General features: G+C 58.9%; 15 protein-coding genes. 5 read left to right on the top strand and 10 right to left on the bottom strand.

The window, feature by feature from the left end; all coding sequences use genetic code 11:
- Positions 1-145: 145 nt before the first annotated feature.
- Complete coding sequence (locus ACID345_RS07775; RefSeq protein WP_011522315.1) at positions 146-799, bottom strand: cyclase family protein; 654 nt, start codon at positions 797-799, stop codon at positions 146-148.
- Between the two features lie 184 nt (positions 800-983).
- Between ACID345_RS07775 and ACID345_RS07770 the strand changes: the two genes are divergently transcribed.
- Genes ACID345_RS07770 through ACID345_RS07760 form a run of 3 tightly spaced genes read left to right on the top strand, consistent with a single transcriptional unit; the run spans position 984 to position 2,774 of the window.
- Positions 984-1,814: an HAD-IB family phosphatase gene (locus ACID345_RS07770; RefSeq protein WP_148210048.1), complete on the top strand. Its 831-nt coding sequence runs from the start codon at positions 984-986 to the stop codon at positions 1,812-1,814.
- A 2-nt stretch (positions 1,815-1,816) separates the two neighbouring features.
- Positions 1,817-2,083 (top strand): hypothetical protein, encoded by a 267-nt coding sequence (locus ACID345_RS07765; RefSeq protein ID WP_011522313.1) that lies wholly within the window; start codon positions 1,817-1,819, stop codon positions 2,081-2,083.
- 55 nt (positions 2,084-2,138) lie between these two features.
- Positions 2,139-2,774, top strand: a complete 636-nt coding sequence (locus ACID345_RS07760) for a DUF4254 domain-containing protein (RefSeq protein WP_041855535.1) — start codon at positions 2,139-2,141, stop codon at positions 2,772-2,774.
- Between the two features lie 107 nt (positions 2,775-2,881).
- On the opposite strand, the gene ACID345_RS07755 is transcribed toward ACID345_RS07760, so the two are convergent.
- The 7 genes from ACID345_RS07755 to ACID345_RS07725 form a co-directional block, all read right to left on the bottom strand.
- Entirely contained in the window at positions 2,882-3,670 is a 789-nt protein-coding gene (locus ACID345_RS07755; protein WP_228370749.1) for a sulfite exporter TauE/SafE family protein, read from the bottom strand.
- A gap of 147 nt (positions 3,671-3,817) precedes the next feature.
- The gene (locus ACID345_RS07750; protein WP_011522310.1) at positions 3,818-5,056 is read right to left on the bottom strand and encodes an ABC transporter permease; all 1,239 of its coding nucleotides are present in this window, start codon (positions 5,054-5,056) and stop codon (positions 3,818-3,820) included.
- Between the two features lie 2 nt (positions 5,057-5,058).
- Positions 5,059-6,303, bottom strand: a complete 1,245-nt coding sequence (locus ACID345_RS07745; RefSeq protein ID WP_011522309.1) for an ABC transporter permease — start codon at positions 6,301-6,303, stop codon at positions 5,059-5,061.
- A gap of 6 nt (positions 6,304-6,309) precedes the next feature.
- The gene (locus ACID345_RS07740; protein ID WP_011522308.1) at positions 6,310-7,770 is read right to left on the bottom strand and encodes an aminoacyl-histidine dipeptidase; all 1,461 of its coding nucleotides are present in this window, start codon (positions 7,768-7,770) and stop codon (positions 6,310-6,312) included.
- Positions 7,771-8,075: 305 nt separating this feature from the next.
- A complete protein-coding gene (locus ACID345_RS07735) occupies positions 8,076-10,361 on the bottom strand; it encodes a glycoside hydrolase family 44 protein (protein ID WP_011522307.1) in 2,286 nt (761 codons plus the stop codon).
- A 135-nt stretch (positions 10,362-10,496) separates the two neighbouring features.
- Positions 10,497-12,329, bottom strand: coding sequence for an alpha-amylase family glycosyl hydrolase (locus ACID345_RS07730; RefSeq protein ID WP_011522306.1), 1,833 nt, complete (start codon positions 12,327-12,329; stop codon positions 10,497-10,499).
- A 234-nt stretch (positions 12,330-12,563) separates the two neighbouring features.
- Positions 12,564-15,935, bottom strand: a complete 3,372-nt coding sequence (locus ACID345_RS07725; RefSeq protein WP_011522305.1) for a TonB-dependent receptor — start codon at positions 15,933-15,935, stop codon at positions 12,564-12,566.
- Positions 15,936-16,418: 483 nt separating this feature from the next.
- Between ACID345_RS07725 and ACID345_RS07720 the strand changes: the two genes are divergently transcribed.
- Positions 16,419-17,765: an MFS transporter gene (locus ACID345_RS07720; RefSeq protein WP_011522304.1), complete on the top strand. Its 1,347-nt coding sequence runs from the start codon at positions 16,419-16,421 to the stop codon at positions 17,763-17,765.
- Between the two features lie 55 nt (positions 17,766-17,820).
- On the opposite strand, the gene ACID345_RS07715 is transcribed toward ACID345_RS07720, so the two are convergent.
- Both ACID345_RS07715 and ACID345_RS07710 read right to left on the bottom strand, forming a co-directional pair.
- Positions 17,821-18,318 (bottom strand): Crp/Fnr family transcriptional regulator, encoded by a 498-nt coding sequence (locus ACID345_RS07715; protein ID WP_011522303.1) that lies wholly within the window; start codon positions 18,316-18,318, stop codon positions 17,821-17,823.
- A 164-nt stretch (positions 18,319-18,482) separates the two neighbouring features.
- Positions 18,483-19,151 carry a Crp/Fnr family transcriptional regulator gene (locus ACID345_RS07710; protein WP_228370748.1) on the bottom strand — a complete coding sequence of 223 codons (669 nt, stop codon included), beginning with the start codon at positions 19,149-19,151 and terminating at the stop codon, positions 18,483-18,485.
- A 465-nt stretch (positions 19,152-19,616) separates the two neighbouring features.
- Here ACID345_RS07710 and ACID345_RS07705 point away from each other — a divergent pair, with 465 nt between their 5' ends.
- Positions 19,617-21,965, top strand: coding sequence for a carboxypeptidase regulatory-like domain-containing protein (locus ACID345_RS07705; RefSeq protein WP_011522301.1), 2,349 nt, complete (start codon positions 19,617-19,619; stop codon positions 21,963-21,965).
- The last annotated feature ends 57 nt before the right edge of the window (positions 21,966-22,022 follow it).

Below are 22,022 nucleotides of genomic sequence, written 5' to 3'. Positions count from 1 at the left end.
TTTTGATTTAAGTTTTAACTCTGTCATCCTGAGCGGAGTCGCGCGAAGCGCGACGCAGTCGAAGGACCCCTATCGCTCACCACGCGCTTGATGGCGAGCGAAGAATGCGCACCCCAATGCGCATTCGCAGTCGAGCAACTTTTGTTTAGATTGCAGCCCAGGCCCTCACCGGAAACGTTCCCATCCCCTTCACCTTCACCGGCACCGCGCTAAATCGAAATCCACTCTCCGGCAGCGCCTCCAGATTGCACATGTGTTCGCAGATCGGAATCCCCGCACCGAGCAACGTCGTATGCAGCGGACGCCGTCCGTCATTCGTGTCATCAATGTTGTAAGAATCGATCCCCACGAGAACCGCTCCCGCATCGCGCAACCACACCGCCGCGTCTTCGGCAAGAAACGTGTGCCCCTCGAAGTACTGTTCCGTCGCCCAGTGCCGTGCCCACCCCGTATGCACCAGCACCGCCTTCCCGCGCACATCCAAATCCGCAAACGCCGAGGCCGGCACCCTTCGTCCGGATACTCGCACTACGACACTCTCCAAATCCGCCAACTGCTCCAGTCTCAGTTCAGAAAGATCGCAACCATCCGCAAATCGATGAAATGGACTGTCCACATACGTCCCCGTATTCGCGACCATCTCGATCTTGCCGATCTGAAACTCCGTTCCCTCCGCGTAAATTTCCCGCGAGTCCTCGCGGCTCAAAAAATCGCACATCACCGGCGCCGGCAATCCTTTGTAGGTCACCACGCCCTGCTCCACCGTATGGCTCAGATCGATCAACTTTTTGTCATTCATAATTGCTCCAAAGTTTACGAAATCGTAAACCGTATGCGGCAAAATTCCGATACTGTCATCCTGAAATTTGACCTTCTCTAACCACCTTTATTATGAGACGTTTAGCTCACGGGGCAGAGGGTTCGGCAAACGCTTTTCATACACCATTATCAGTCGTTTGCAGCCACTCTGGAATCTAATGCGTATGAACGAAAAACTGCTGAAACGCTATCTGTTCGCCAGCGACTTCGACCAGACCCTCAGCTTCAACGATTCGGGCCTGATCCTCGCCGAACTCCTCGGCGTTTCCAAAGAAGAATTCGACCGCCGTGCCACCGGCATGGCCAAGCTCAACCTCGTCCAGCAGGGCGCCGAGCTTGCCTACCTCCTGCTGCACGACCCCGAGTTCCACGACCGCGTCCGCCCCGAGCACCTCTATCAGGCCGGCAAACTCGTCCCTCTGAAAAAGGACATCGACAAACTTTTCGACCTCCTCGCCAACGGCATCGATGGCTATCATTTCGATTTCTACGTCCTCTCCGCTGCGCCCGTTGAAATCGTCCGCTCCGCGCTCGAGGGCATCGTCCCCGCCACGCACATCTTCGGCACCGAATTTAAGTACGATGCCCAGGGCCGCATCCAGCGCATCGAACGCGCTACCGCCGGCTACGGTAAAGTCGTTCGCCTCGACGAACTTCAGAATGCCCTGCAAATCGGACCCGATCACCTCATCTATGCCGGGGACGGCAGCTCCGACATGCACGCCATGCTGCACGTCAACGGCCTCGACGGCCTCACCATCGCCGTCTCCGAAACCCGAAAAGTTTCGGCCGTCGCGCAGCGCACTGTTCTCAGCAACAACGCGCTCGCCATGCTCGTGCCCATCCTCGAAAAAGTTCTCGCATGGAAACAGCCACAGATCCGCGAGTTCTTCGAACGCAATGGCTTCCTCGTCCAGGAGTGGGAGAAGGTCCGCACCGACTGGTTGACGTTGAGTCCGGCAGAACCCGGACTCACCAACCGGGTAGGAGCATAGTCATGACCGTGCTCAACACCATTGGCTGGATCGCCACCGCCGTCTTCTCCACATCCTACTTCTTCAAAGGTGCCACCACCCTGCGTTGGATCCAGGCCGGTGCCGCGCTCCTCTGGGTCGCCTACGGTGTGCTCATTCACGCGATGCCGATAGTCGTCGCCAACGTAATCGTCGCCTCTGCGGCGGTGTACTCATCTCTCGCCGCGCAGAAGACGCAGAAGAATCTGCCCATCGCCGACAATGACTCGCTCCACGACTCCATCTCCTGATGGCGTAAATTGCCGCGATGCTTTCTCCCCATTTGTAGTAACGTGCGAACCAGTTATGATGAACGCTGGAGCCGCACTGCTCTATCAAGGGATGGTCAACGGCAAAGCAATCCTAGGCCTGCACGACGAATGTACCCGTCGCTGGCACACCGTCACGGCGCGTTTCGCGGGTGAGCCCGACAATTTTGATGCCGCCGTCGAACAGCAGCACTACGCCAATTTCGAGCTCTGGCACGAGGAAGACAAAGCGCGCCTCCCTGGCGCTCAGGACTTCCAAATCGCTTCGGTAAAACGCGCCATCGACAAGCTCAACCAGCGCCGCAACGACTTCATGGAACTCTGCGACCGTCTCGCTCTGGAAGACCTCGCCAAACGCAACCTCCCGCGTCCCGACGCTCCGCTCCACTCCGAAAGCCTCGGCCTCATGATCGATCGCCTCTCGATCCTTTCGCTGAAGCTCTACCACACTCAGCAGGAAATCGACCGCCCCAACGCTCCCATCGGACACGCCCAGCGCAACCGCGAACGCCTCGCCATCCTCGCCGAACAGCGCGCTGACCTCGCCGACGCCCTCGACTCCCTCTGGGCCGACATCCTCGCCGGCCGCCGCCGCTTCAAACTCTACCGCCAACTCAAGATGTACAACGAGCCATCCCTGAATCCGCTCATCTACAACACACCGAAACACTAGCCCTTCCGCCTCGCGAGAGCCGGGTCTCTCTGTCCCTCACACGACTCTCTCCTGTCATCCTGAGCGCAGCGAAGGATCTGCTGTTGCCCGCAGCGCCACAGCTCCATTCACCGCAGCATCTTCACAAACAGCAGCGCCGAAATCGCATACCCCACCACCAGCACAAACACGCGCACCCGATCGCCCCCAATCTTCCGCGCCAAGCCTGCCGCGCCATACCCACCCAGAATCGAACCTATCGCCATCACCAGCACATACGGCCAATACACCATGCTCGCCCAGATGAACAACAACGCCGCCACGCCATTAATACATAGCGAAAACAAACTCGTAAGCGCGTTCATTTGCAGCATGTCCGTCATGCCAAAAATGCTCAGCGCCGAAAGCATCATGATGCTGATGCCCGCGCCAAAATATCCCCCGTACAAACCCACCAGCATTTGGAACACGAGACCGATCACGAACCACTTCTTGGTACGGTGCGCCTCCGGATGCGCCGACTTGATCAACCGCTGTATCGGAGCACGAGCCGTAAAAATCACGGTCGCAAACAGCACCAGGAACGGCACCATCTTCTCAAACGCATTCGGCGGCGTAATCCGCAGCAGGAGCGCGCCCGCCGCGCCACCGATCACACTCGGGATCACCAGCCATCGCATCCGCGTTTCGGTCTGCGCGAACTCACGCCGGAATCCCCACAGACTGCCTACTGTTCCCGGCCAGATCGCCACGGTATTCGTTGCGTTCGCAATCACTGGCGGCAGTCCCAGCGCCATCAGCGTTGGAAACGTAACCAGCGTCCCCCCACCCGCGACGGAGTTAATCCCGCCCGCTAAAAACGCTGCCACCGCCGCAATCACCAAATGTACCGGCGTCATCTGCATGTGCGTAAACATGTCTCTCAGTGAATGATCGCACAAACAAAAACGGTGCCGCATTTCGCGACACCGTCCTCGTTCAACCCGAGTGTTTTACCTCTGTCATCCTGAGCGGAGCGTGCGAAGCACGCGCACTCGAAGGACCCCTATCCTCGCACCATCGCCTCACTCATACCGCAACGCTTCAATCGGATTCAACTTCGACGCCCGAATCGCCGGCAACATCCCGCTCACCAATCCCACAAATGCAAGAATCGCCGTCGCCACCACCAGCGTCGTCGGATCAATCAATAACTGAATATCCCCTGCCTCCGCATGCTGCGCCACCGCGCTATACAACGTCACTCTGCCGGCGGACAACGAAACTCCATACGCGAGCATCACTCCCAGCACACCGCCCATGAAACTAATCGCCAGCGCCTCCGATAGGAACTGCAGGAATATCCTTTGCCGCGGACACCCCAGGGCTTTCTCCATCCCGATCTCGCGCGTGCGCTGCGTCACCGAGACCAGCATGATGTTCATCAACCCGACACCGCCAATCCCCAGTGTGAGAGTCCCGATAATCGCCAGCAGTACCTTCAATCCCAAAGTGATGATTCGGTACTGGTGCACCTGCTGCATCAGGCTGAGAACGACGAGCGCCCTCCGGTCGGCGGAATTGAATCGGTGCTGCGCCGCCAGGATGTTTCGGATCGACTGCTCAAGCCCGATGTAATCATCCACTTCGTAGTTGATCCAGAAATCGTCAATGTAATGCGAGTCGCGGAAATCGCTCATCGTGCTGAAAGGAACATAGAGAAACCGGTTGATTGGATCGTCGCCATTTTGCATCTTCGGCGACAACACCCCGACCACCTCGTAGCTGATTCCATCCAGCCGAATCCTCTCCCCGATTGCATTCCTCCCTGAAAATAACTTCTCCTTCGCTTCCGATCCGATCACCACCACGCGCCCGCGCTGCACCGCGTCCTCCGCGTTGAAGAACCTTCCCTGCCCAACCGGCAACACTCGTATGTCCTGGATGCTCGGATACGAGCCAGTTACCTGGAAAGTGAATGAGCGAGTATCGAACTGCACAATGCACTGCTTGTTCACCTCCGGCGAAATGCGTGTGATCTGCGGCAGGTTCGTCGTGAGCAGTTCCACATCGTCGAGCGTCATCCGCACCTGCGCGCCCGCCTTTTCGCCACCCGCCTGCATGGATGACCGCCCCGGAATGATGATCATCGTCTTCATCCCGAAGCTCGCGAAGATGTTCTCGATCGCCTGCCCAAACCCATTGCCGTATGCCAGCAACAGCACTACCGTCGCAATGCCCCACGCCATGCCCAGCATTGTCAGCATGCTGCGGCGGCGGTTGTATCGCAACGCGACGATCGCCTCGTTCAGGATTTCGCCCATGGCTAGTCCTTCCTCAGCGCTTCCACCGGCGTCAAGGCCGAGGCTCGCTGCGCCGGATACAGTCCGGCTGCCACACCCGACAGTGTCAGGCTGAATATCGCAAGCATCGCCGTCGCCGGAATCAGTTTCGGAGGATCGAAACCGTTCGGCCCCTTGATCCCGCTCATCGCCCGCATCAGCAGCCCTGCGCCCGCAATCCCAATGAACCCACTGGTCATCGTCAGCAGCACGCCCTCGAAGAAGAACTGCGCCAGGATGCTGCGGTTCGTCGCGCCCAGCGCCTTGCGCAGCCCGATCTCACTGGTTCGCTCCGATACCGACACGAGCATGATGTTCACCACGCCGATCGCCCCTAGCCCCAGCGTCACCATGCCCACGCTGCCGAGGAACGCATTCATCGCGTCGAAGATCGCGCCCATTGCCTCAGCCTGTTTGATCGTGTCCCAGCCTTCGAAGGCATTCTCATCGCTTGCATCAAAGCCATGATTGCGAGCGATGACCTTGTGCGCTTCTCTCGTCGCAAGCAGGTGCTCCTGCCTGGTTCGCGGCTGGAAGTTGACGAACGAAACCGCCGTCCGCCCCTCTTCTCCCTTCACCGGGAAATACATGGACATCACGCGGAACGGGATGTACGCGCGCATGTTCGTCGAATTCTCGTCGCCGTGCCCCACGCGCTGGATCGTCCCCACCACTTCGAACTCAACCCCGTTTAGCAGCACCTTCGCACCCAGCGGCGGACGCCCTGGAAACAAATGTCGCGTCAATTCGTCCCCGAGCACGATCACATTGCGCTTCTGTGCCTCATCCAGCGTGTTGAGCCAGCGTCCATCCTTCACCGGCAGATACCGGATCTCGGCATACTGCGGCTCGCAGCCCAGCAACTGTCCATTCGCGTTCGCAAACTCGCTTACCGCATGCACGTCTGTGCTGGAAATACACGGTGTCGCGCGCCGCACATACGGCGCTTCTTGGATGCCGAGATAATCCTGGTATGTCAGCTGGTACCAGCGCGCGGACGCCATGTTCCCCTGCACTGCCGGCGCGCGGCCGCCCCAGATGAACATGATGTCCTTTCCCAACTCCTCCATGTCGCGTCGCGTCCCCGAACGGAAGCCCTCGCCGAGGCCGACGAGCAGCAGCAGCGAGCCCACGCCCCACGCGATGCCAAACATCGTCAAAAAAGTACGCAGACGATGCGCCCAAAGAGCGCGAAACGTCTGCGTCAGAATGTCTACGAAGATTTGCATCGACTGCTAAATCCGCTCGAGCAGCACGCGCAGGAACTTCCAGAAGCTCTCAACCGAGGAAATCTGGACGCGTTCATTCGGGCTGTGCGGGTTCTCGATCTGCGGCCCGAACGAAATCATCTGCATGCCGTGGTGCTTTTCGCCGATCACGCCGCACTCCAGGCCAGCATGCATCGCTACCAGTTCCGGGTCCTTGCCGAGGACCTCCTCGTGCACCTTGCGCGAGATCTTTACGATGTCGCTGTTCGGCTCCGGCTTCCATCCCGGATACCCCGTGGTGTGCTCCGCGTGGAATCCCGTGTTTTTGCAGAGCGCAGCGACCATGCGTGCAATCGCGTTCTTGCTGCTCTCGATCGAACTGCGCTGGCTGGTGACAACCTCAACCGTATCGCCATTCAGGGAAACCGTCGCAAGATTCGTGGACGTCTGCACCAGCCCCTTGATGTCCGGGCTCATTGCAAGCACGCCGTGATGGACCGTCGCCAGCAGGTCCGCAACTTTCGTCGCGTCCGCGTGCTCCATGATCTCCTTCGGTGCCGCCACGTTTTCCACCGAGATCTTCACGTCGGGATCGAACGCGCCCAACTCCGCCTTCACGTCCTCCGCGATGCGTGCCACCACGGTCTTCACTTCTTCTTCGCGCTTCGGATCGATCACTACAACCGCGTAGGCCTCGCGCGGAATCGCGTTGTGCGCGCTGCCGCCCTTGATGTCGGCGAGATTCGCGTGTTCGTCGCGCAGCAGAGTTTCCAACACGCGCCCCAGAATGCGCACCGCGTTGCCGCGTCCAAGGTGGATGTCCACGCCGGAGTGGCCGCCCTTCAGTCCGGAAACTTTCACGCGCAGCGCCGTACCGGCGGGTGCGGCTTTCTTCGTCACCTTGCGGTGCGCCGGAGTGTTCACACCGCCCGCGCAACCAATGCAAAGCGTTCCCTTCTCTTCGCCGTCGAGGTTGAGGAAGTACTTCGACTTCAGCAGCCCCGGCTGGAAGTCCGAAGCGCCGGTCAAACCGGTCTCTTCGTCAATCGTGAACACGAATTCCAGCGGCCCATGCGCGATGTCCTTGCTCTCCATCACAGCCAGCGCAGTCGCGACGCCTACGCCGTTGTCGGAACCGAGCGTGGTGCCGTCGGCGTAGAGCCAATCTTCGCCGCGGATGACTTTGATCGCGTCCTTATCGAAGTCAAAGTGCGTGCCTTCGTTCTTCTCGCACACCATGTCGAGGTGCCCTTGCAGCGCGGCCATCGGGGCATGTTCGCGGCCCTTCGTCGCCGGCTTGCTCACCACGAGGTTCCCCGCCGCATCCATCACATGTTTCAGACCGTGCTTTTCGGCGATACCGATCACGTACTTGCGGGCGGCATCTTCCTTCGTCGAGGGGCGAGGAATCTTGGTCAGCGCCTCGAAGTGCTTCCAGATGGCTTTCGGTTCCAGTTCGGCTACCGCCACGGCAGTAGAAGAAGACATAGACACTCCTTGATGTTTATGAGAACAAACTATCTTACAGTGACCCTCACGCTTCGGGCGAGACGCAAACGCTCCCCATTCCCATTGAGGCGCTCGCGCCCAAAAGTTAAGGGGGACAGATTGTGCTCTGTCCCCCTGTTGTTTTCTCTATCTATATTCAGAATATCAAAGCGGAAGGGGTAAACCGGACACTTTTTCCGAATTTATATTCCGCGTCAATTGAGCAACTTACAGCCAAAATACTACCTTTCGGGCTCTTGACACACCGATGGTGGTACAGAACGCCAAAGCGGCGCAAACCCGCGTCAATTGGCCGTTTCGGTAAACGTCGCCACCGGATGTCCCAACCCAAACGGGCCTTCCGCAGTTACAGTCACCGTTCCCGCCGTTGCCGGCAACGTCAGTTTCACCGTCGCCTTTCCGGTGGAATCGGTGGTCACATTGCGTGCTGTCAGCGTTCCTGCCGACGCGGTAAACCGCACCGTCGCACCGCCCGCCGTACCGCCGGAAGATCCCGGCCCCAGCGTCGCCGTCAACGTGATCTGCGTTCCGTGCGGCGCGGTCTGCAGATCGCCGGTCTTCGCCAGCGTCGCCGACGGATTGCCGACGAGGATCCAGCCCGACTTCGTCTGCGTGATGTTGGTGTTGTCCTTGCCGGTCACGGTGAATTTGTAGATCCCGGAAGTCGCTCCGGCCTTCACTGTCAGCCGGCCCTTTGTGGTCGGGGTGATCGTGGGCGTGGTGTTCGTCACGGTGATACCCGCGTCGCTCGTGACCGCGGTCATCGTCACTGAGCCCGTGCCGCTGGTGATGTTGGGCGACAGAATCGCGGTGCCATTCGCCGGAACCATCGTTGCGTCGGGATTCAGGTCCCACTCCGCTGACGGCGCGGTCATGGTGCCGTTGGCGAGAATGAGCGTGAGTGAATACGCCGGCACCGTGATGCTCGACGACCACGCGCCCGACGAAACCAGCGTGATGCTCGTCGGGTGTGCAGTCGTGAGCTGATACACCTTGCGCGATGTCGGCGTGAAACCCGCGATGTTCAGCGTCGTCGTCGCCGCATTCGACGGGTCTTTGTTGATAAGCATCAGCGTAACTTGCGTGTTGTTCAAGCCAATCGCGCCATAGCTGCTAAACAAGCTCGAGTTGCCGTTGTTGGTTGCGCTGACCGACGTTGTGCCGAAGGCGTGGTGCGCGCCGTCGTAGTTGCGATAGATCTTCAACGCCTGGAACGCCGGTGTCGCGGGATCGGCGGCCGTCCAGCGCGATGCCGCGTAAATGCGTTCGCGTCCGAAGGTCCCGAAGACGTCGGCATCCGCGAGCGCAGTGGCGAATTCATTCTCGCCGTTGTAATTGATGTTCTGGTTCTGGAACGCCACGCTCCATTCCGTCACGCTCACCTGCGTTCCCGGATAGATGCTGTTCACGATGGCGCGAATGCGCGGCATGCGGAACGGGATGGTCCGGTTCGGCTGCAAACTCGTGACCCACGGCTGATTGATAGTACTGCTTTCACTCACGTAGGTTGGGTCCCAGAAGTCACGCGTAATGCGCAACTCAAGCGCGCGCATCTGTGCCGCGGTGTAGCCGGAAAAATCCGGCGTGTCCGGATAGGCGTGGAAGTCGAAGACATCGAGCGAGCGCCCGGTCGTACCGTTCAGATCCGCCCAGTAGATTTCATTCAGCCACCACGGCATGAAATCGATCCCGGCGTGGTTGCCCTTGTCGTTGTTGTTAGCGCCGTTGAAATAGAACCACCAGCAGCAGCTCACCGGACCCATGCGGATCGCCTTGGTGTCGAAGGTCTTCAACGCGCGCGCATGCTGGAGGAACACGTCGCGCATTTCGTTGTAGCCCGCCGGGTTGGGATGGATGTCGCGGTGGGTGCCGCCCCAAATGTCCATCTCATTGTCCATCTCATAGAAGTGCCCGAAGTTGCCAAACAGCGGGCTCAACGCGGTCGCCCATTCGCTAAGATAAATGCTGCCCGCCGGATCGCCCGTCTTGGGTGAGTCGAGGAACTTGACGCTCGTCCACGTCGGGTTCACGCCGGTGAGGTTGGTCGCGCAGTCGGACTTCACGCCGTTGCCATCGTCGCTGTTGTAAGGGTTGATCCCGCACTGTGCGCCGAACGTTTTTACGGAGAAGCTATAGCTGGTCGCGTCCTTCGACACCCAGCCGAGCATCGGGATGGTCATGACCGGCGCAGCGCCCGCGTTCGCGATGGTCTGCACGAAGGTCTTCGAATCCTGGTAAAGCGCGGTGTCGCCCATGCCACGGTTCTGGAAGTACCAGTCGGCTGCGGAACTGGTGTTGAAATTCTTCCAGTTGTAACGCGACGATGCATTGCCGCCCCAGCGCACGAACGACGCACCGGAGTTCGCGATGTAGGTTGCATCCGGCGGAAAGTTCACGCCGTAAATGGACTGGCTGATGCTGTGGCGATTGGCCAAGACGTTGACGCTGACCGTGACCGCGGTAGACGAAGTTGTCGCCTCTGAAGACGGCTCCTGCGCGAGGACGCCGCTCACCAGCGACGCCGACGCGAGTACAAGCACACTCCACCTGCGCAAAGTTGCAGCCTTCATTGACGATCTCCTTGGCACACGATGGTACTGTCACTCGGCGGAATTTTGCAGTGAAAATCGTTCACCAAAGGCGTTGTACCGCCGGACAGAGGGTTTCGGGAGCTCTGGTCGGAGCTCCCGAAGTGAACGGGGCGGCTACTTGACCTGGAAAATCGCGACCGTCATGCCGGGTACGTTCGCGGTGACGCTGTCACCACTCGTTTGTGCCGTGGCAGCGCTGTCGAGCGCGGTAAAGGAAGTTGCATTCGCGAGGGGCGTCTGCACCTTCGGGATGGCGATCGTTTGCGCGTCGCTGCCCGAGTTCAGCACGATAAGCACACGGTCGTCGCCACTGACGCGGTAATAGGCGAACCCTTTCTCGGACGAGAAGAGGTCCGTTTGTTCGCCGCTCTGCAGCGCTTTGTGCTGCTTGCGAAGCTGAAGCAGCTTTTGCAAATGCGCGAAGGCTTCCTGCTGTTCTGGGGTACGTCCCGACGCAGTGAAAGCGTTTTGTGGATCACCCGCGAAACCGCCTGGGAAGTCGCGGCGATTATCGGGATCCTCGCCGCCCGGCATGGCGATTTCATCGCCTGCGTAGAGTTGCGGGATGCCGCGCAACGTGAGCAGCAGGCTGGCGGCGGCATTCAACTCCGGCACGGTCGCGCCTTTCTCGCCCATGAAGCGCGGTTTGTCGTGGTTGCCGATGAACGGCACCAGCACCGCCGGGTTGGGATACAGCGCGTCGTGCTCCAGGACCTCTTGCAGCTTCGAAGCAGGTTGCTGCCGGATCAGCACGTCGCGGATCGCGTACATGGTCGGGAAATCGAAGACCGTGGTCACGCCGGAATCAATCCCGTCGTATTCTTTGCGGCCGCCCTGGAAGAAAGAAACCACCGCGGGATCGCCATCCGACACTTCGCCGATGGTGAACGTCCTGGGATAGACCTCGAACAGCGCCTTGTGCCACTTGCTCCAGAACTCGCGCGAGGAATAAGGGAACGTATCGAGGCGATAGCCGTCGAGGCTGGCGGTTTCCATCCACCAGAGCCCGTTGTCGATGAGGTATTCCGTCAACTTCGGGTCGTCCACGTTGAGGTCAGGAAGACGGTCCACGAACCAGCCTTCGAGGACCGGCGTTCGGTCGGCTTGCGTGCCATGCGGATCCACAAGCGGCCAGAAGTTGTACTTGGGCTGCGGATGCTTCGCCGGAGTGCCGTGCAGCCACGTTGGGGTTGGCGGATGCTCCGCCCACGGATGGAACGGGCCGGTGTGGTTCACCACGTAATCCATCAGGACCTTCATGCCCTTGCCGTGCGCGGCCGAAACCATCTGCTGCAGGTCCTTCATGTTGCCGAAGTGATCTTCGATGCCATAGAAATCCGTGACGTGATAGCCGTGATAATCCGCGGAGTTGCCGTCGTTCTTCCACCAGGGGGTGAGCCAGACAGTCGACACGCCTAGATCGTGCAGGTAATCGAGGTGATCGGTGACGCCCTTGAGATCGCCACCGTGATACGCCATCTGCTTCGCGCGGTCGTAGTGCCCTTTCGCATTCTGCGGATCGTTGTTCGACGGATCGCCGTCGGCAAAACGGTCGGGCATGATGAGGTAAATCGTGTCACTGGCGTTCAGCCCCTGGGCGCGGCCTTCGAGGCTCGGTCGCTTATCGAAAACAAAATCAAGAGCCGTGTTTCCGCCCGCCGTCTGCACTGAGAAGTGCGCGGTGCCGGGCTTGAGATCTTTCTGCTCGTCGAGATAAACGAAGACGTAGCGCCCGTCGGCGCTGCTTTCCGACTTGGTGATTTTCAAGTGCGGATAATTGGCAGAGACCTTCGCGTTGGCAAGGTTCTCGCCCGTAAGCAGCAACATCGGGCTGTGCGGATAATTCGCCCACCAGTTGGGTGGATCGACTTTAGAAATTTTGGGGGCCTGCGCAAACAGAGCGCAGGAAAAAAGCAAATACGCGACAAGACGCGAGAGACGACACATCAGGCAACGCCCCTGGCTAAATTTTCTTGGGGTTAACCGGTACGGCGGAACGCCTGTATCGAAACTGCTGCACCGCTCGGGAAATTGCGACTCTCTTTGGAGTCTTTTCCGCTCGCGTGTGCTTTACCTCTGGGTACGATGTGACGACAAATTAGTCTCTCACCGCGCCCCTGTTCCTGACTAGAAGAAAAGCGGAGAGCAGGTTGTGCCTGCTCTCCGTAGTTGCATTTCAGGTTAGAAGAGAACGCGAAGTCCGAACTGGACCTGGCGTTCGCTGTTCAAGCGAGTGTTGGTCACACGACCGAAGTTGCCATCGTAGAAGTTGCCATCCGGCTGTGCGAATTGCGGGGTGTTGAAGGCGTTGAAGAACTGCGACGTGAACTCGGTCCGGACGCGTTCAGTGATCGCGAACGTCTTCTGGACAGAGAAGTCGAAGATCTCGGTTCCCGGTCCGGTGAACGGGTTGCGAGGAGCGGTGCCAGGCGCGAGGAAGACGCCGGTGCCGTTCGAGGCGGGAACCGCGAACGCGCTGGTGTCGAACCACATGCCGTTCACGCTGTTCAACTGATGCAGCTGGCCGACCAGGTCAGGACGCGTCTGCGGGTTACCGATTCCACCGAGGTCGAACGGTGATCCGCTGCTGAGCGTCAGGATCGGGTTGAACTGCCATCCACCAAGGACCGCGTTGGTGACGCCGTTCCAGCTATTGCCCCACTGCCGTCCGTGGCCGAAAGGCAGCTCGTACAGAGCGTTGAACACGAAGCGTTGACGGAAGTCGAGCAACGAGTTCGCGCGCTCATGCGCCAGGTTGAAGTAATCGACAACGCCATTGTTGGCGTCGAATGCGCCCTGGGAATCGTCGATTGCGTGGGCCCAGGTGTACGAAGCGTTGAACTGCAGGCCCTTGGTCATGCGGCGAGTCAACTGCGCCTGCAACGAGTTGTAGTTTGAGTTGCCGCTAGTATCGTGAACGGTGAGGCTGCCCATGGCTGGGAAGTTCTTGTCGCCATTGGCCTGGTTGTAGAACTGGCGGTTGAAGTCGTGGTACGAGGTAAGATGCGTGCCCTTGTTGCCCACGTAAGCGAGCATGAAGGAGGTGTTGACGCCAAGTTCCTGTTCGAACTGGAGGTTCCACTCCTGCACACTGGCCGGTACGTTGCGGTTAAGGTACGACACCATCGAGAGGTTCGCCGGATTGGTGAAGTCGATGTTGAAATCGTTCTTGTCCGGCATGCCGACCGCGCCGCCTTGCGTCGGATCCACTGAGTTCAGTGGAGCCTGGCCGCCGAGCGTGAAGCGATAGCCGTTGGTGTAGTTGTATTGCGAGACGCCCGCAAACGGAGCGTTCTGCGCCATCTGGTTGTCGATGCCGCCACGGTCTACGAAATAGAACATTCCATAACCGCCGCGCACCACGGACTTACCGTTGCCAAACAGGTTGTAGGCAAAACCGACGCGAGGAGCGAAGTTATGCCAATCGGTCGGAACGAACGAATCGTTGTAGCCGTGGGTTCCAGGCAGAACCACCTGTCCATAGGTACCGCTGCCGGGGTTCAGGTCGAAGTTCGACATCTGGTTGTGGACTTCGGTGGGCCATGTGAGCACATCCCAGCGGAAGCCGAGGTTCAACGTCAGCCGATTGGTAATGCGCCAATCGTCCTGAGCGAAAATGCCGTTTTCCCAGCTGCGGGTCCCAGCGAATCCAAGTGCCGGACCAACCTGGTAGTTGTTCATGAAACCGGCGAGAACGTCGGAGACTTCGTATCCGGTCGAGAAGGCATCGCCACCGTTACCGGAGATGAAGAAGTAACCCTTGCCCGCCTTGGGACGGAAGAGGTTGACTTGTCGCCACATTAGGTTCGCGCCGAACTTGAAGCTGTGATGACCCTTGATCCAGCTGACATTGTCGGCGAGTTGATAAGTGTTTTCCGGAACCTGGTACGGACCGTAGTCCCCGGTGTATTCCAGCTGACCGTTGTAACCACCGATAAGGGCGCCGCCTCCAAGCAGAGACGAAGTGTTGGCGTTCGGAATTCCGAGATTTGCCGACAAGGCCTGGTCGTCGAACGGCGGCAGATAGCCGAGGTTCGCGCGAATCCATCCGAAGCGGAACTCGTTCAGGATGTTTGGGGAGAAAGTGTGGGTTTCACCGAATGCCCAGGAGCGAGGCATACTGAACTGATCGCCGGAACCAAATCCGGCGGGCAGTGCAGGCAGGCGCGACGTCGTGACGTCGGTTTCGTGCCCATAGCTGTAGCGCAGGAACATCGTGTCCTGGGTGCGAAGGACATAGTCGGCACGGATGTCGAAATCATCGAAGTTCTGGATCTGCTGCCGCTGGACCATGTAGTTCTGCTGCAGGCAGAGGCCATCGAGGGTCGAGACCAGACCGCAGTGTGTGTTCGTGGCGGAGACATTCGGCTCCGGATAGGCGTTCAAATAAGCTTGGCCGGCGCCAACGAAGTCAGCGCTGGGGATGATATTCCCAACGTAGTTCACGTAATCGGCGGAACTGTTGGCGCCCGCATGGCGAATTTGGATGGGCGCTACCGCCGTTCCGTCCACGCGTTGCAGTCCCAACAATTCGGAGAAATCGCCACTGCGCATCATGTCGGTCGGGACAGTCGCGAAGTCGAGACTGGCCGGCTGCGCCTGCCGAAGGCCCTGATAATCACCGAAAATGAAAAGCTTGTTCTTGATGATCGCGCCGCCAATTGCGCCGCCAAACTGGTTGCGGCGGAAGGGGGGCTTCGGGTCATTCGGACCCAATGCGTAGGTCTTCGCATCCAGGACGCTGTTGCGAAGATAGTCGAATGCAGAGCCGTGCCAGCTGTTGGTGCCTGACTTGATAGACGAGTTGACGATGCCACCGCCGGCGCGGCCGAATTCTGCCGGCGCAACGCTGGTGTCAACGCGGAATTCCTGGATCGCCTCGGTCGGCGGGAAGAACACAATCGTGTTCACCAGGCTCTCGTTGTTGTCGAAACCATCGAGCAGGAAGTTGTTCGCCTGCTGACGAAGACCGTTTACGGAGATGGCGGAACCGCCGTTGCCCGCATAGCGGAATGTTTCGGCCTGGTTGCCCTCTCCAGACTGTTGATTGGCCGGCATACCGCGAGTGACGCCCGGGACGAGGGTTGCAAGCTGCGTGAAGTTGTTGCCGTTGAGCGGGAGCTCGGTAATCTGGCGGCCGACGATGACGGCGCTCACGTTCGAGCTGATGGCGTCGACGAGCGGAACATCGCTGGTAACCTCAACGGTCTCTGAGGTCGAACCTAATTGCATGGTGAAGTTCAGTTCCGCCTGCTGGGCAGTCTGAAGCGTGATCTTTTGCGTGATGGGTTTGAATCCGGACTGCTTCACATCCACGTTATAGGTATCGGGATCCAACGCAGCAATCGTGTAGAAGCCGGAAGCATTGCTCTGGACCGTAGTTGCACGACCTTTCGAGCTGGTGACAGTAATGCTGACGCCGGGGACGACTGCACCCTGCGCGTCTGCGACTGTTCCGGTCAACTTTGCTGTATTGGATTGTGCTAAGGCGGGAAACGCGCACAACAAAACCAATACCGTGGCGAGCAGAATCGCCAGGTAAGACTTCTTCATAGTTCCTCCTCAACCAAAGTTTGCGAGTGCCTTGGGGTCACCGCGCAAATCAGAACCCGCTGCGGAGTTTTCGTTTGTTGTCTTGAAAACTTCCGGCTGCCGGTAGAGGTCGCAGGAAAAATCTAACTGTCACGATTTTTTCGCGCACGAGCCGCTACACTGCTCAGCATTTTCATTCCTAACACGTTCAACTTCTTTTCTCAATAATGCGAATGTGTATTTGACACTGCGCGCGAACTCTCCTAGCGTTGCGCAGGACGCGCAGACAGGATGACGTTCCCTAAAAGTGGGTGTGGATACGATGGAGAGCGGGGATTCAGCCACTCACAAAACCGGTTTTCTGTGTCCGGAAGAACACATCGAGAGGCGATATCACCAATCTGCGAGTAATGTGGGACGATCCGTCGGCAAAAAATTCCCGGTGCGGGAAGAAACAAAATATTTTTTGTAAACGATCGAAAAGCGATGGATTGAAGGTGAGCGATGGATAAACCGCGCCGCAATTTTTGGCAGATCGTGAACATGAGCGTTGGCTTTTTGGGGATCCAGTTCGGATGGAACCTGCAGATGGCCAACATGAGCGCCATCTATGAGTATCTCGGTGCGCGAGCGGACCAGATTCCGATTTTGTGGCTCGCGGCGCCGCTCACCGGGCTCATCGTGCAGCCGCTCATCGGGCACGCAAGCGATCACACATGGGGCAAGCTCGGCCGCCGGCGTCCATATTTTCTAACCGGCGCGATTCTCAGTTCGCTGGCGCTGATCCTGATGCCGCGCTCGGGCGCGCTATGGATGGCCGCGGGGCTGCTTTGGATTCTCGACGCGTCGATCAACATCAGCATGGAACCGTTCCGCGCATTCGTCGCCGACATTCTTCCGGAAGAACAACGCACCCGTGGCTTCGCGATGCAGAGCCTGATGATCGGTCTTGGCGCGGTGATGGCGAACGTTCTCCCCTACCTGCTGCTGAAGTTCGGAAACTTGAAGGCCGACACGACGGGATATGCGATTCCACTCGCAGTGCGAATCTCGTTCTACGTCGGCGCGGCTGCATTCTTCGGCGCGGTAATGTGGACGATCCTGACGACGAAGGAGTATCCACCGGACGATCTGGAAGCCTTCCGAAAGAAGAAAGAAAAAAAGGGCGGCTTGGGATTGGGAGAGATCGTCAACGCGGTTCGCGAAATGCCCATGACGATGCGGCAACTGGCGCCGGTACAGTTCCTTACCTGGCTCGGACTGTTTTGCATGTGGCTGTTCTTCGGCGTTGCGGTAGCGCGCAATGTGCTCGGCGCTACCGATGCGAAATCGAAGCTCTACACCGATGGCATCGCGTGGGGCGGCATCTGCTTTGCGTTCTATTCCGGGGTCACGTTTGTCTATTCGTTTTTCCTGCCCGCAATTGCAAAGGCCGTTGGACGCCGGCGCGCGCATAGCCTCTCTCTGCTTTGCGGCGCGGCAGGACTGATCTCAGTCGCGTTTATTCACGACAAGAACTTTTTGCTGCTCTCGATGGTCGGCGTCGGCATCGCGTGGGCGAGCACTCTCGCAATGCCGTACTCGATCCTTGCCGCTTCCCTGCCGCCGGAGCGCACCGGCGTGTACATGGGCATCTTCAACTTCTTCATCGTGACGCCAGAAATTATTGCCTCGCTTGTTTTTGGCTGGGTGATGGTGCACTGGCTCAACAATAATCGCTTATACGCGGTGATTGCCGGAGGAGTGTTCATGATTGCGGCAGCGATCATGATGCAATTTGTGACCGATCCAGCGGAGAAGAAGGTACGCGCCACGGAACCGGAGGCGGTTGTGGCGAGTCGCAGGGGTTGATGCTCAAAGGAAAACGGCAGTCGGGCACGACCGACTGCCATGACATAAGCTCTCGCTACGAAGCGCGCAGTGCGCGGGGGCGACGGCTTCGCGCCATGCCGACATTGCGCACACGTTCGTAAGCGCTATGAAGGTCCTTGCTCAGTGTCTGGACGATCTTCATGCAGATCTCGGGATTCTGGCGCAGCCACGGGATCAATTGCTTGCGGCTGATGAACGCGACGTGCGCGGGATCGAGAAGTTCGCAGTTGACTTCGTAGTTGGTACCCGAAATCGCGGCGCCAAGGCCGATCAGTTCGCCGGGACCTGCCACACGCACCAGCAGACGCTTGCCGCTCTCCGAGCAGACCGTGAGCTTGGCGCGACCGCTGCACAGCAGGTAGATGCCCCGTGAGGGGCCTCCTTCAGCGAAGAGCATCGCGCCCTTCGGATACTGCGCGATCGACTTCATCGCATCGAAGGCCTGCAAAGGCTCAACCGGCATGTCGCAGAATGCGCGATCCGGCCGGGAGTCGCAATGAACGCAGCTGGCGGTCTTCGCAATCGTTTCCATGACTATCCATTCTCTTCGTTTGCGGCAGGAAAGATGTGACTCGAATCACTAGAGGGCGTGAGCCATTAACATGCGTTGTCACAATGGGATTGAAAAACGCTGCAAATCAAACAAAATGGCGCAGCGATCCAAAGATCCGCGGCGCCAAATCGGAAAAATGTCGATTACGAACTGGCTAGCGCACGAAGCGCAGCCTTGTTCTTTACCACCAGGGTCGCACCACGAGAGAGCACGATCTGCCGCTTTTTAAGTTCCGCGAAGAGCCGGGTGACGGTTTCGCGCGAGGTACCGATCATCTGGGCGATTTCTTCGTGGGTCAGCGCCAGCCGTACGCGCGGCTCGCTCTTGTTCGATTCACCGGCGCGCGCGCTCCATTCCAGAAGAAGTTTCGCCAGCTTTTCCGCGGCGCTATGGGAGAGCCCAAGGGAGCGGATTTCGCGGCAGGCAGTGTTGTACTTTTCGCTCAACTGTTCTGCCACACGGAAGCAGGCGTCCGCGTGCTCTTTGAGGAAGCGAAGGAAGTCTTCGCGTTTGACAAAGTTCACCTGGCAGGGATCAATGGTTTCTGCGGTCAGTTCGTAGGTCTTACCGGAGACCGTGGCGCTTAGACCCAGGACCTCGCCGGGTTCGGCGATCTTCAGGATGAGGGTTTTGCCGTCGGTGGAGCAGATGGAGAGTTTTACGCGGCCTTTGCACAGGACGAAGATGCCACGTGGCGCCTGGCCTTCCACGAAAAGTACGGCGCTCTTGGGATAGGCGGTGGCGTACTTGATGGCTTCGAAAGCGGATAGCGCGCTGGCCGGCAGATCGCAAAAAATGTGCTCAGCCCGCATCTTGCAACTTAAACAGTCTTCAATGATGTCCAGTCCGTATGGCGAAAGCACACACTCTCCTTCAGGGCGCTTTCATGGTAGCTCCGGCCAAAATGTGACATCACAAGGGCTTGTGCGAAATTTACGTTCTTATGGTGATTTTTAACCCAAATCGGTGTACATTTACGCATCCCCAAGGTCAAGTCCCCCCAATAAGGCGCGTTGACCGTTAATGCGCGCTGATAAGAAATGCAGCCAATGACGCGGATTTTCGCGACTTTTGGACCCATTACGCCAGGTTTTCTCTGATCGAGGATGGCCGGAGAGCCACCGAAGAAACCTGGTGTTTGACAAGTGCATAGATCACAAACGACTGTGATCGATAACTTTTTCTCCCATCCCCTACAGGATTTCCCCCCGGGCCAGAACTGTCCATTTCTGGGTCACGATCCACGTGTCCAGCAGGCAACGACTTTCGGAGGAAGCATGAAGAAGTGGCTAAGTATTTGTGCAGTGGTAGCGGCGATGGCGCTGGAGTTCGGCTGTGGCCTGAATGGCCCCAGCGGCCCGGTTGATAACGGCGGTGGCGGTGGGGGCGGCGGAACCACAGGCACAACCATCAATGGTGTCGCGACCAAAGGCCCGCTCAACGGCGCTACCGTAACCGTTTATGAAGTGACAGACTCCTCGGGCGCCAACGGCAGCTCGATCGGTACGGCGACGACGGATGCCAGCGGCAAGTTCAGTGTCACCACAAGCAAGGTGCCGAGTGGGCCGATCCGCGTCTCGGTGAGCGGCGGCTCATTCCTGAGCGACGTGGACGGCAAGACGTCCATCACCAACTCAGCGACCTTGACCGCGCTCATTACCGATTCCACGAAGATCCCGAATCCGGTGAATGTGACGGTTGCGACGTCCATGCTCGACACCATGGCGCAGGGTTTCGCGGGCGGCAAGACGCCTGGTGGCCAGTTGGCGAAACGCGGCGGAAACGTGACTAAGCTTGCGGGCACTTCGTGCTCCGGCGGCGTTACGGCCGGCATGGGCTGCGCGACGACTTCGCTCGGTGGCTTCTACGGCGGTATTCCGAGCACGGGTGGCACCGGCTTTGGCGGCACGCCAACCGTTACTTCGGCAACCGATATTGACGCCTTCAAGATCGGCTTGCTCAGCGGCGCGGTAGAAGTTTGCGCCAACAAGGCCTATCCGACGAACCCGGGTGCGTTTTTCACGGCGATCTTCGCGGACGCGACCGACCTGATCTTCGACGGCAAGAACGCCGGCGCAGACATCTTCCTCGATCCTCCAACCAACTCCCTGAAGCTTTCGTCCACGGCGTTGACTACGGACTTCCTGCTCTGCTTGAACGAGTACGTGAGCACGAGCACGGTGTTGTCGGTCACCGGTGGCGATCTCGACAGTGCGGTGAACTCGATCTCCGGCGGCGTTTCGCAGAGCCCGCTGACGCCGAAGGCGCTTGGCCTTTCGGCCGGCAGCTCTGGTGCAATCGCGACGCTGGCGTTCCAGGGCAAACAGTACTTGTTCGTGGCCGCACGCAGCGCGGGTGTGGTGGTAATTGACATCACTGACCCGACGAATGCATCGCCGGCAATCAAAGTATGGCCGGGCGTAAACGGGGTCCTCGGTAACGATGTCGGTGGCGTCATTCCGATCATCGGCCGTGCCGATCACGGTCAGGTTGTAGCGTTCTCATACGGTAGCCAGCAGATGGCGCTCTTGAACGCCGACCTGATGGTAAACGGTGATCCGACGAAGTCCGCGGACGAGAGCGCGATCATTGATGCGCACTTCGCGCCGACGTTCGTCAGCACCAGCCCAGCGGACGTTAGCGGCGGCAGTGGCTTTGTCCTCGGCGGCACACCTGATCCTGGACGTCACGGGGTCTGGATGTCGACGGTGGACGGGTACAAGTTGCTGGATATTTCGTTGACCGCTCCGGACTTCGACGCCGGCAACAGCTACGACGCGTTCCCACAACCGGGTGGAGCGAAGTATCCGGATCCAACGCAGGTCGCGGAAAACATGGGCGCCGACATCAGCCACAATCAACTCTTCGTCGGTAACTATTACGGCGTGCAGGTGGTTGACCTGGCCGGCAAGGCGAGCTACTTGCTCGACGACACCAACTGGGCGATGCTGGCTGCGGTTCGCAGCTCGTATACGATTGACGGCGATTCGGTGGATAACGCGCTGCAGGTTGGCGTACTAACGTTCGAAGATACTTCGGACGTCGCCTTCCTGAACCTGGCGGGTATCACTACCACGCCGGGAGCATCCGGTGCACCGGGAACGTTCTCTCCGGCGGCGGGAGGCCTGGTAGTACTCGACACTTCGATGGGAGGAACAATCCCATACCACACCTACTCCGGCTCGGCAGTGGACAGCACGACCCACTACGGACTGCTGATGGCGGGCTTCTCCACAGACATGGGAGTCTTCCAGATCCAGGATCCGGCGTCGGTCGCGTCGGGCGGCACCTGGGCGGGCGCATCGAACTACTCGATGTTCAACCTCGCTACGGGTGGCATTGGCTACAGCGAGGCTTATGATCCGCACGCGGTGGGTGCGATCTTTAACATCGGGAATTCCAAGGCGTATGGCTACTTGCTGGACGGCTCGAATCTTCGCGTGTTGCAGGTTGACCTCACGGGCTTCCTCGCAGCGACGCAGGATGCTACCGGTCACCAACCAGCAACCGATCCGACCTCTGCTGGCGGAACGATCACTCACTTCGATTGGACGATTCCGACCATCACGGGCACCAGGAAGAGCCAACCGGTGAAGCGCGAACAGCACATCCCGCCGGCTCACTAAACACAACGCAGCACGAACCAAGGCCAGCATCGTAAGATGCTGGCCTTTTTACGTGGT

The sequence above is a fragment of the Candidatus Koribacter versatilis Ellin345 genome, from assembly GCF_000014005.1.
Classification (GTDB): Bacteria; Acidobacteriota; Terriglobia; order Terriglobales; family Acidobacteriaceae; genus Korobacter; species Korobacter versatilis_A.
This window is presented reverse-complemented; position numbering and strand designations above follow the sequence as displayed.

Bases quoted from the DNA above. Each gene is read 5' to 3' on its own strand.
- ACID345_RS07775 (WP_011522315.1), bottom strand. From the start codon at position 799: ATGAATGACAAAAAGTTGATCGATCTGAGCCATACGGTGGAGCAGGGC.
- ACID345_RS07770 (WP_148210048.1), top strand. From the start codon at position 984: ATGAACGAAAAACTGCTGAAACGCTATCTGTTCGCCAGCGACTTCGAC.
- ACID345_RS07765 (WP_011522313.1), top strand. From the start codon at position 1,817: ATGACCGTGCTCAACACCATTGGCTGGATCGCCACCGCCGTCTTCTCC.
- ACID345_RS07760 (WP_041855535.1), top strand. From the start codon at position 2,139: ATGATGAACGCTGGAGCCGCACTGCTCTATCAAGGGATGGTCAACGGC.
- ACID345_RS07755 (WP_228370749.1), bottom strand. From the start codon at position 3,670: ATGTTTACGCACATGCAGATGACGCCGGTACATTTGGTGATTGCGGCG.
- ACID345_RS07750 (WP_011522310.1), bottom strand. From the start codon at position 5,056: ATGGGCGAAATCCTGAACGAGGCGATCGTCGCGTTGCGATACAACCGC.
- ACID345_RS07745 (WP_011522309.1), bottom strand. From the start codon at position 6,303: ATGCAAATCTTCGTAGACATTCTGACGCAGACGTTTCGCGCTCTTTGG.
- ACID345_RS07740 (WP_011522308.1), bottom strand. From the start codon at position 7,770: ATGTCTTCTTCTACTGCCGTGGCGGTAGCCGAACTGGAACCGAAAGCC.
- ACID345_RS07735 (WP_011522307.1), bottom strand. From the start codon at position 10,361: ATGAAGGCTGCAACTTTGCGCAGGTGGAGTGTGCTTGTACTCGCGTCG.
- ACID345_RS07730 (WP_011522306.1), bottom strand. From the start codon at position 12,329: ATGTGTCGTCTCTCGCGTCTTGTCGCGTATTTGCTTTTTTCCTGCGCT.
- ACID345_RS07725 (WP_011522305.1), bottom strand. From the start codon at position 15,935: ATGAAGAAGTCTTACCTGGCGATTCTGCTCGCCACGGTATTGGTTTTG.
- ACID345_RS07720 (WP_011522304.1), top strand. From the start codon at position 16,419: ATGGATAAACCGCGCCGCAATTTTTGGCAGATCGTGAACATGAGCGTT.
- ACID345_RS07715 (WP_011522303.1), bottom strand. From the start codon at position 18,318: ATGGAAACGATTGCGAAGACCGCCAGCTGCGTTCATTGCGACTCCCGG.
- ACID345_RS07710 (WP_228370748.1), bottom strand. From the start codon at position 19,151: ATGCGGGCTGAGCACATTTTTTGCGATCTGCCGGCCAGCGCGCTATCC.
- ACID345_RS07705 (WP_011522301.1), top strand. From the start codon at position 19,617: ATGAAGAAGTGGCTAAGTATTTGTGCAGTGGTAGCGGCGATGGCGCTG.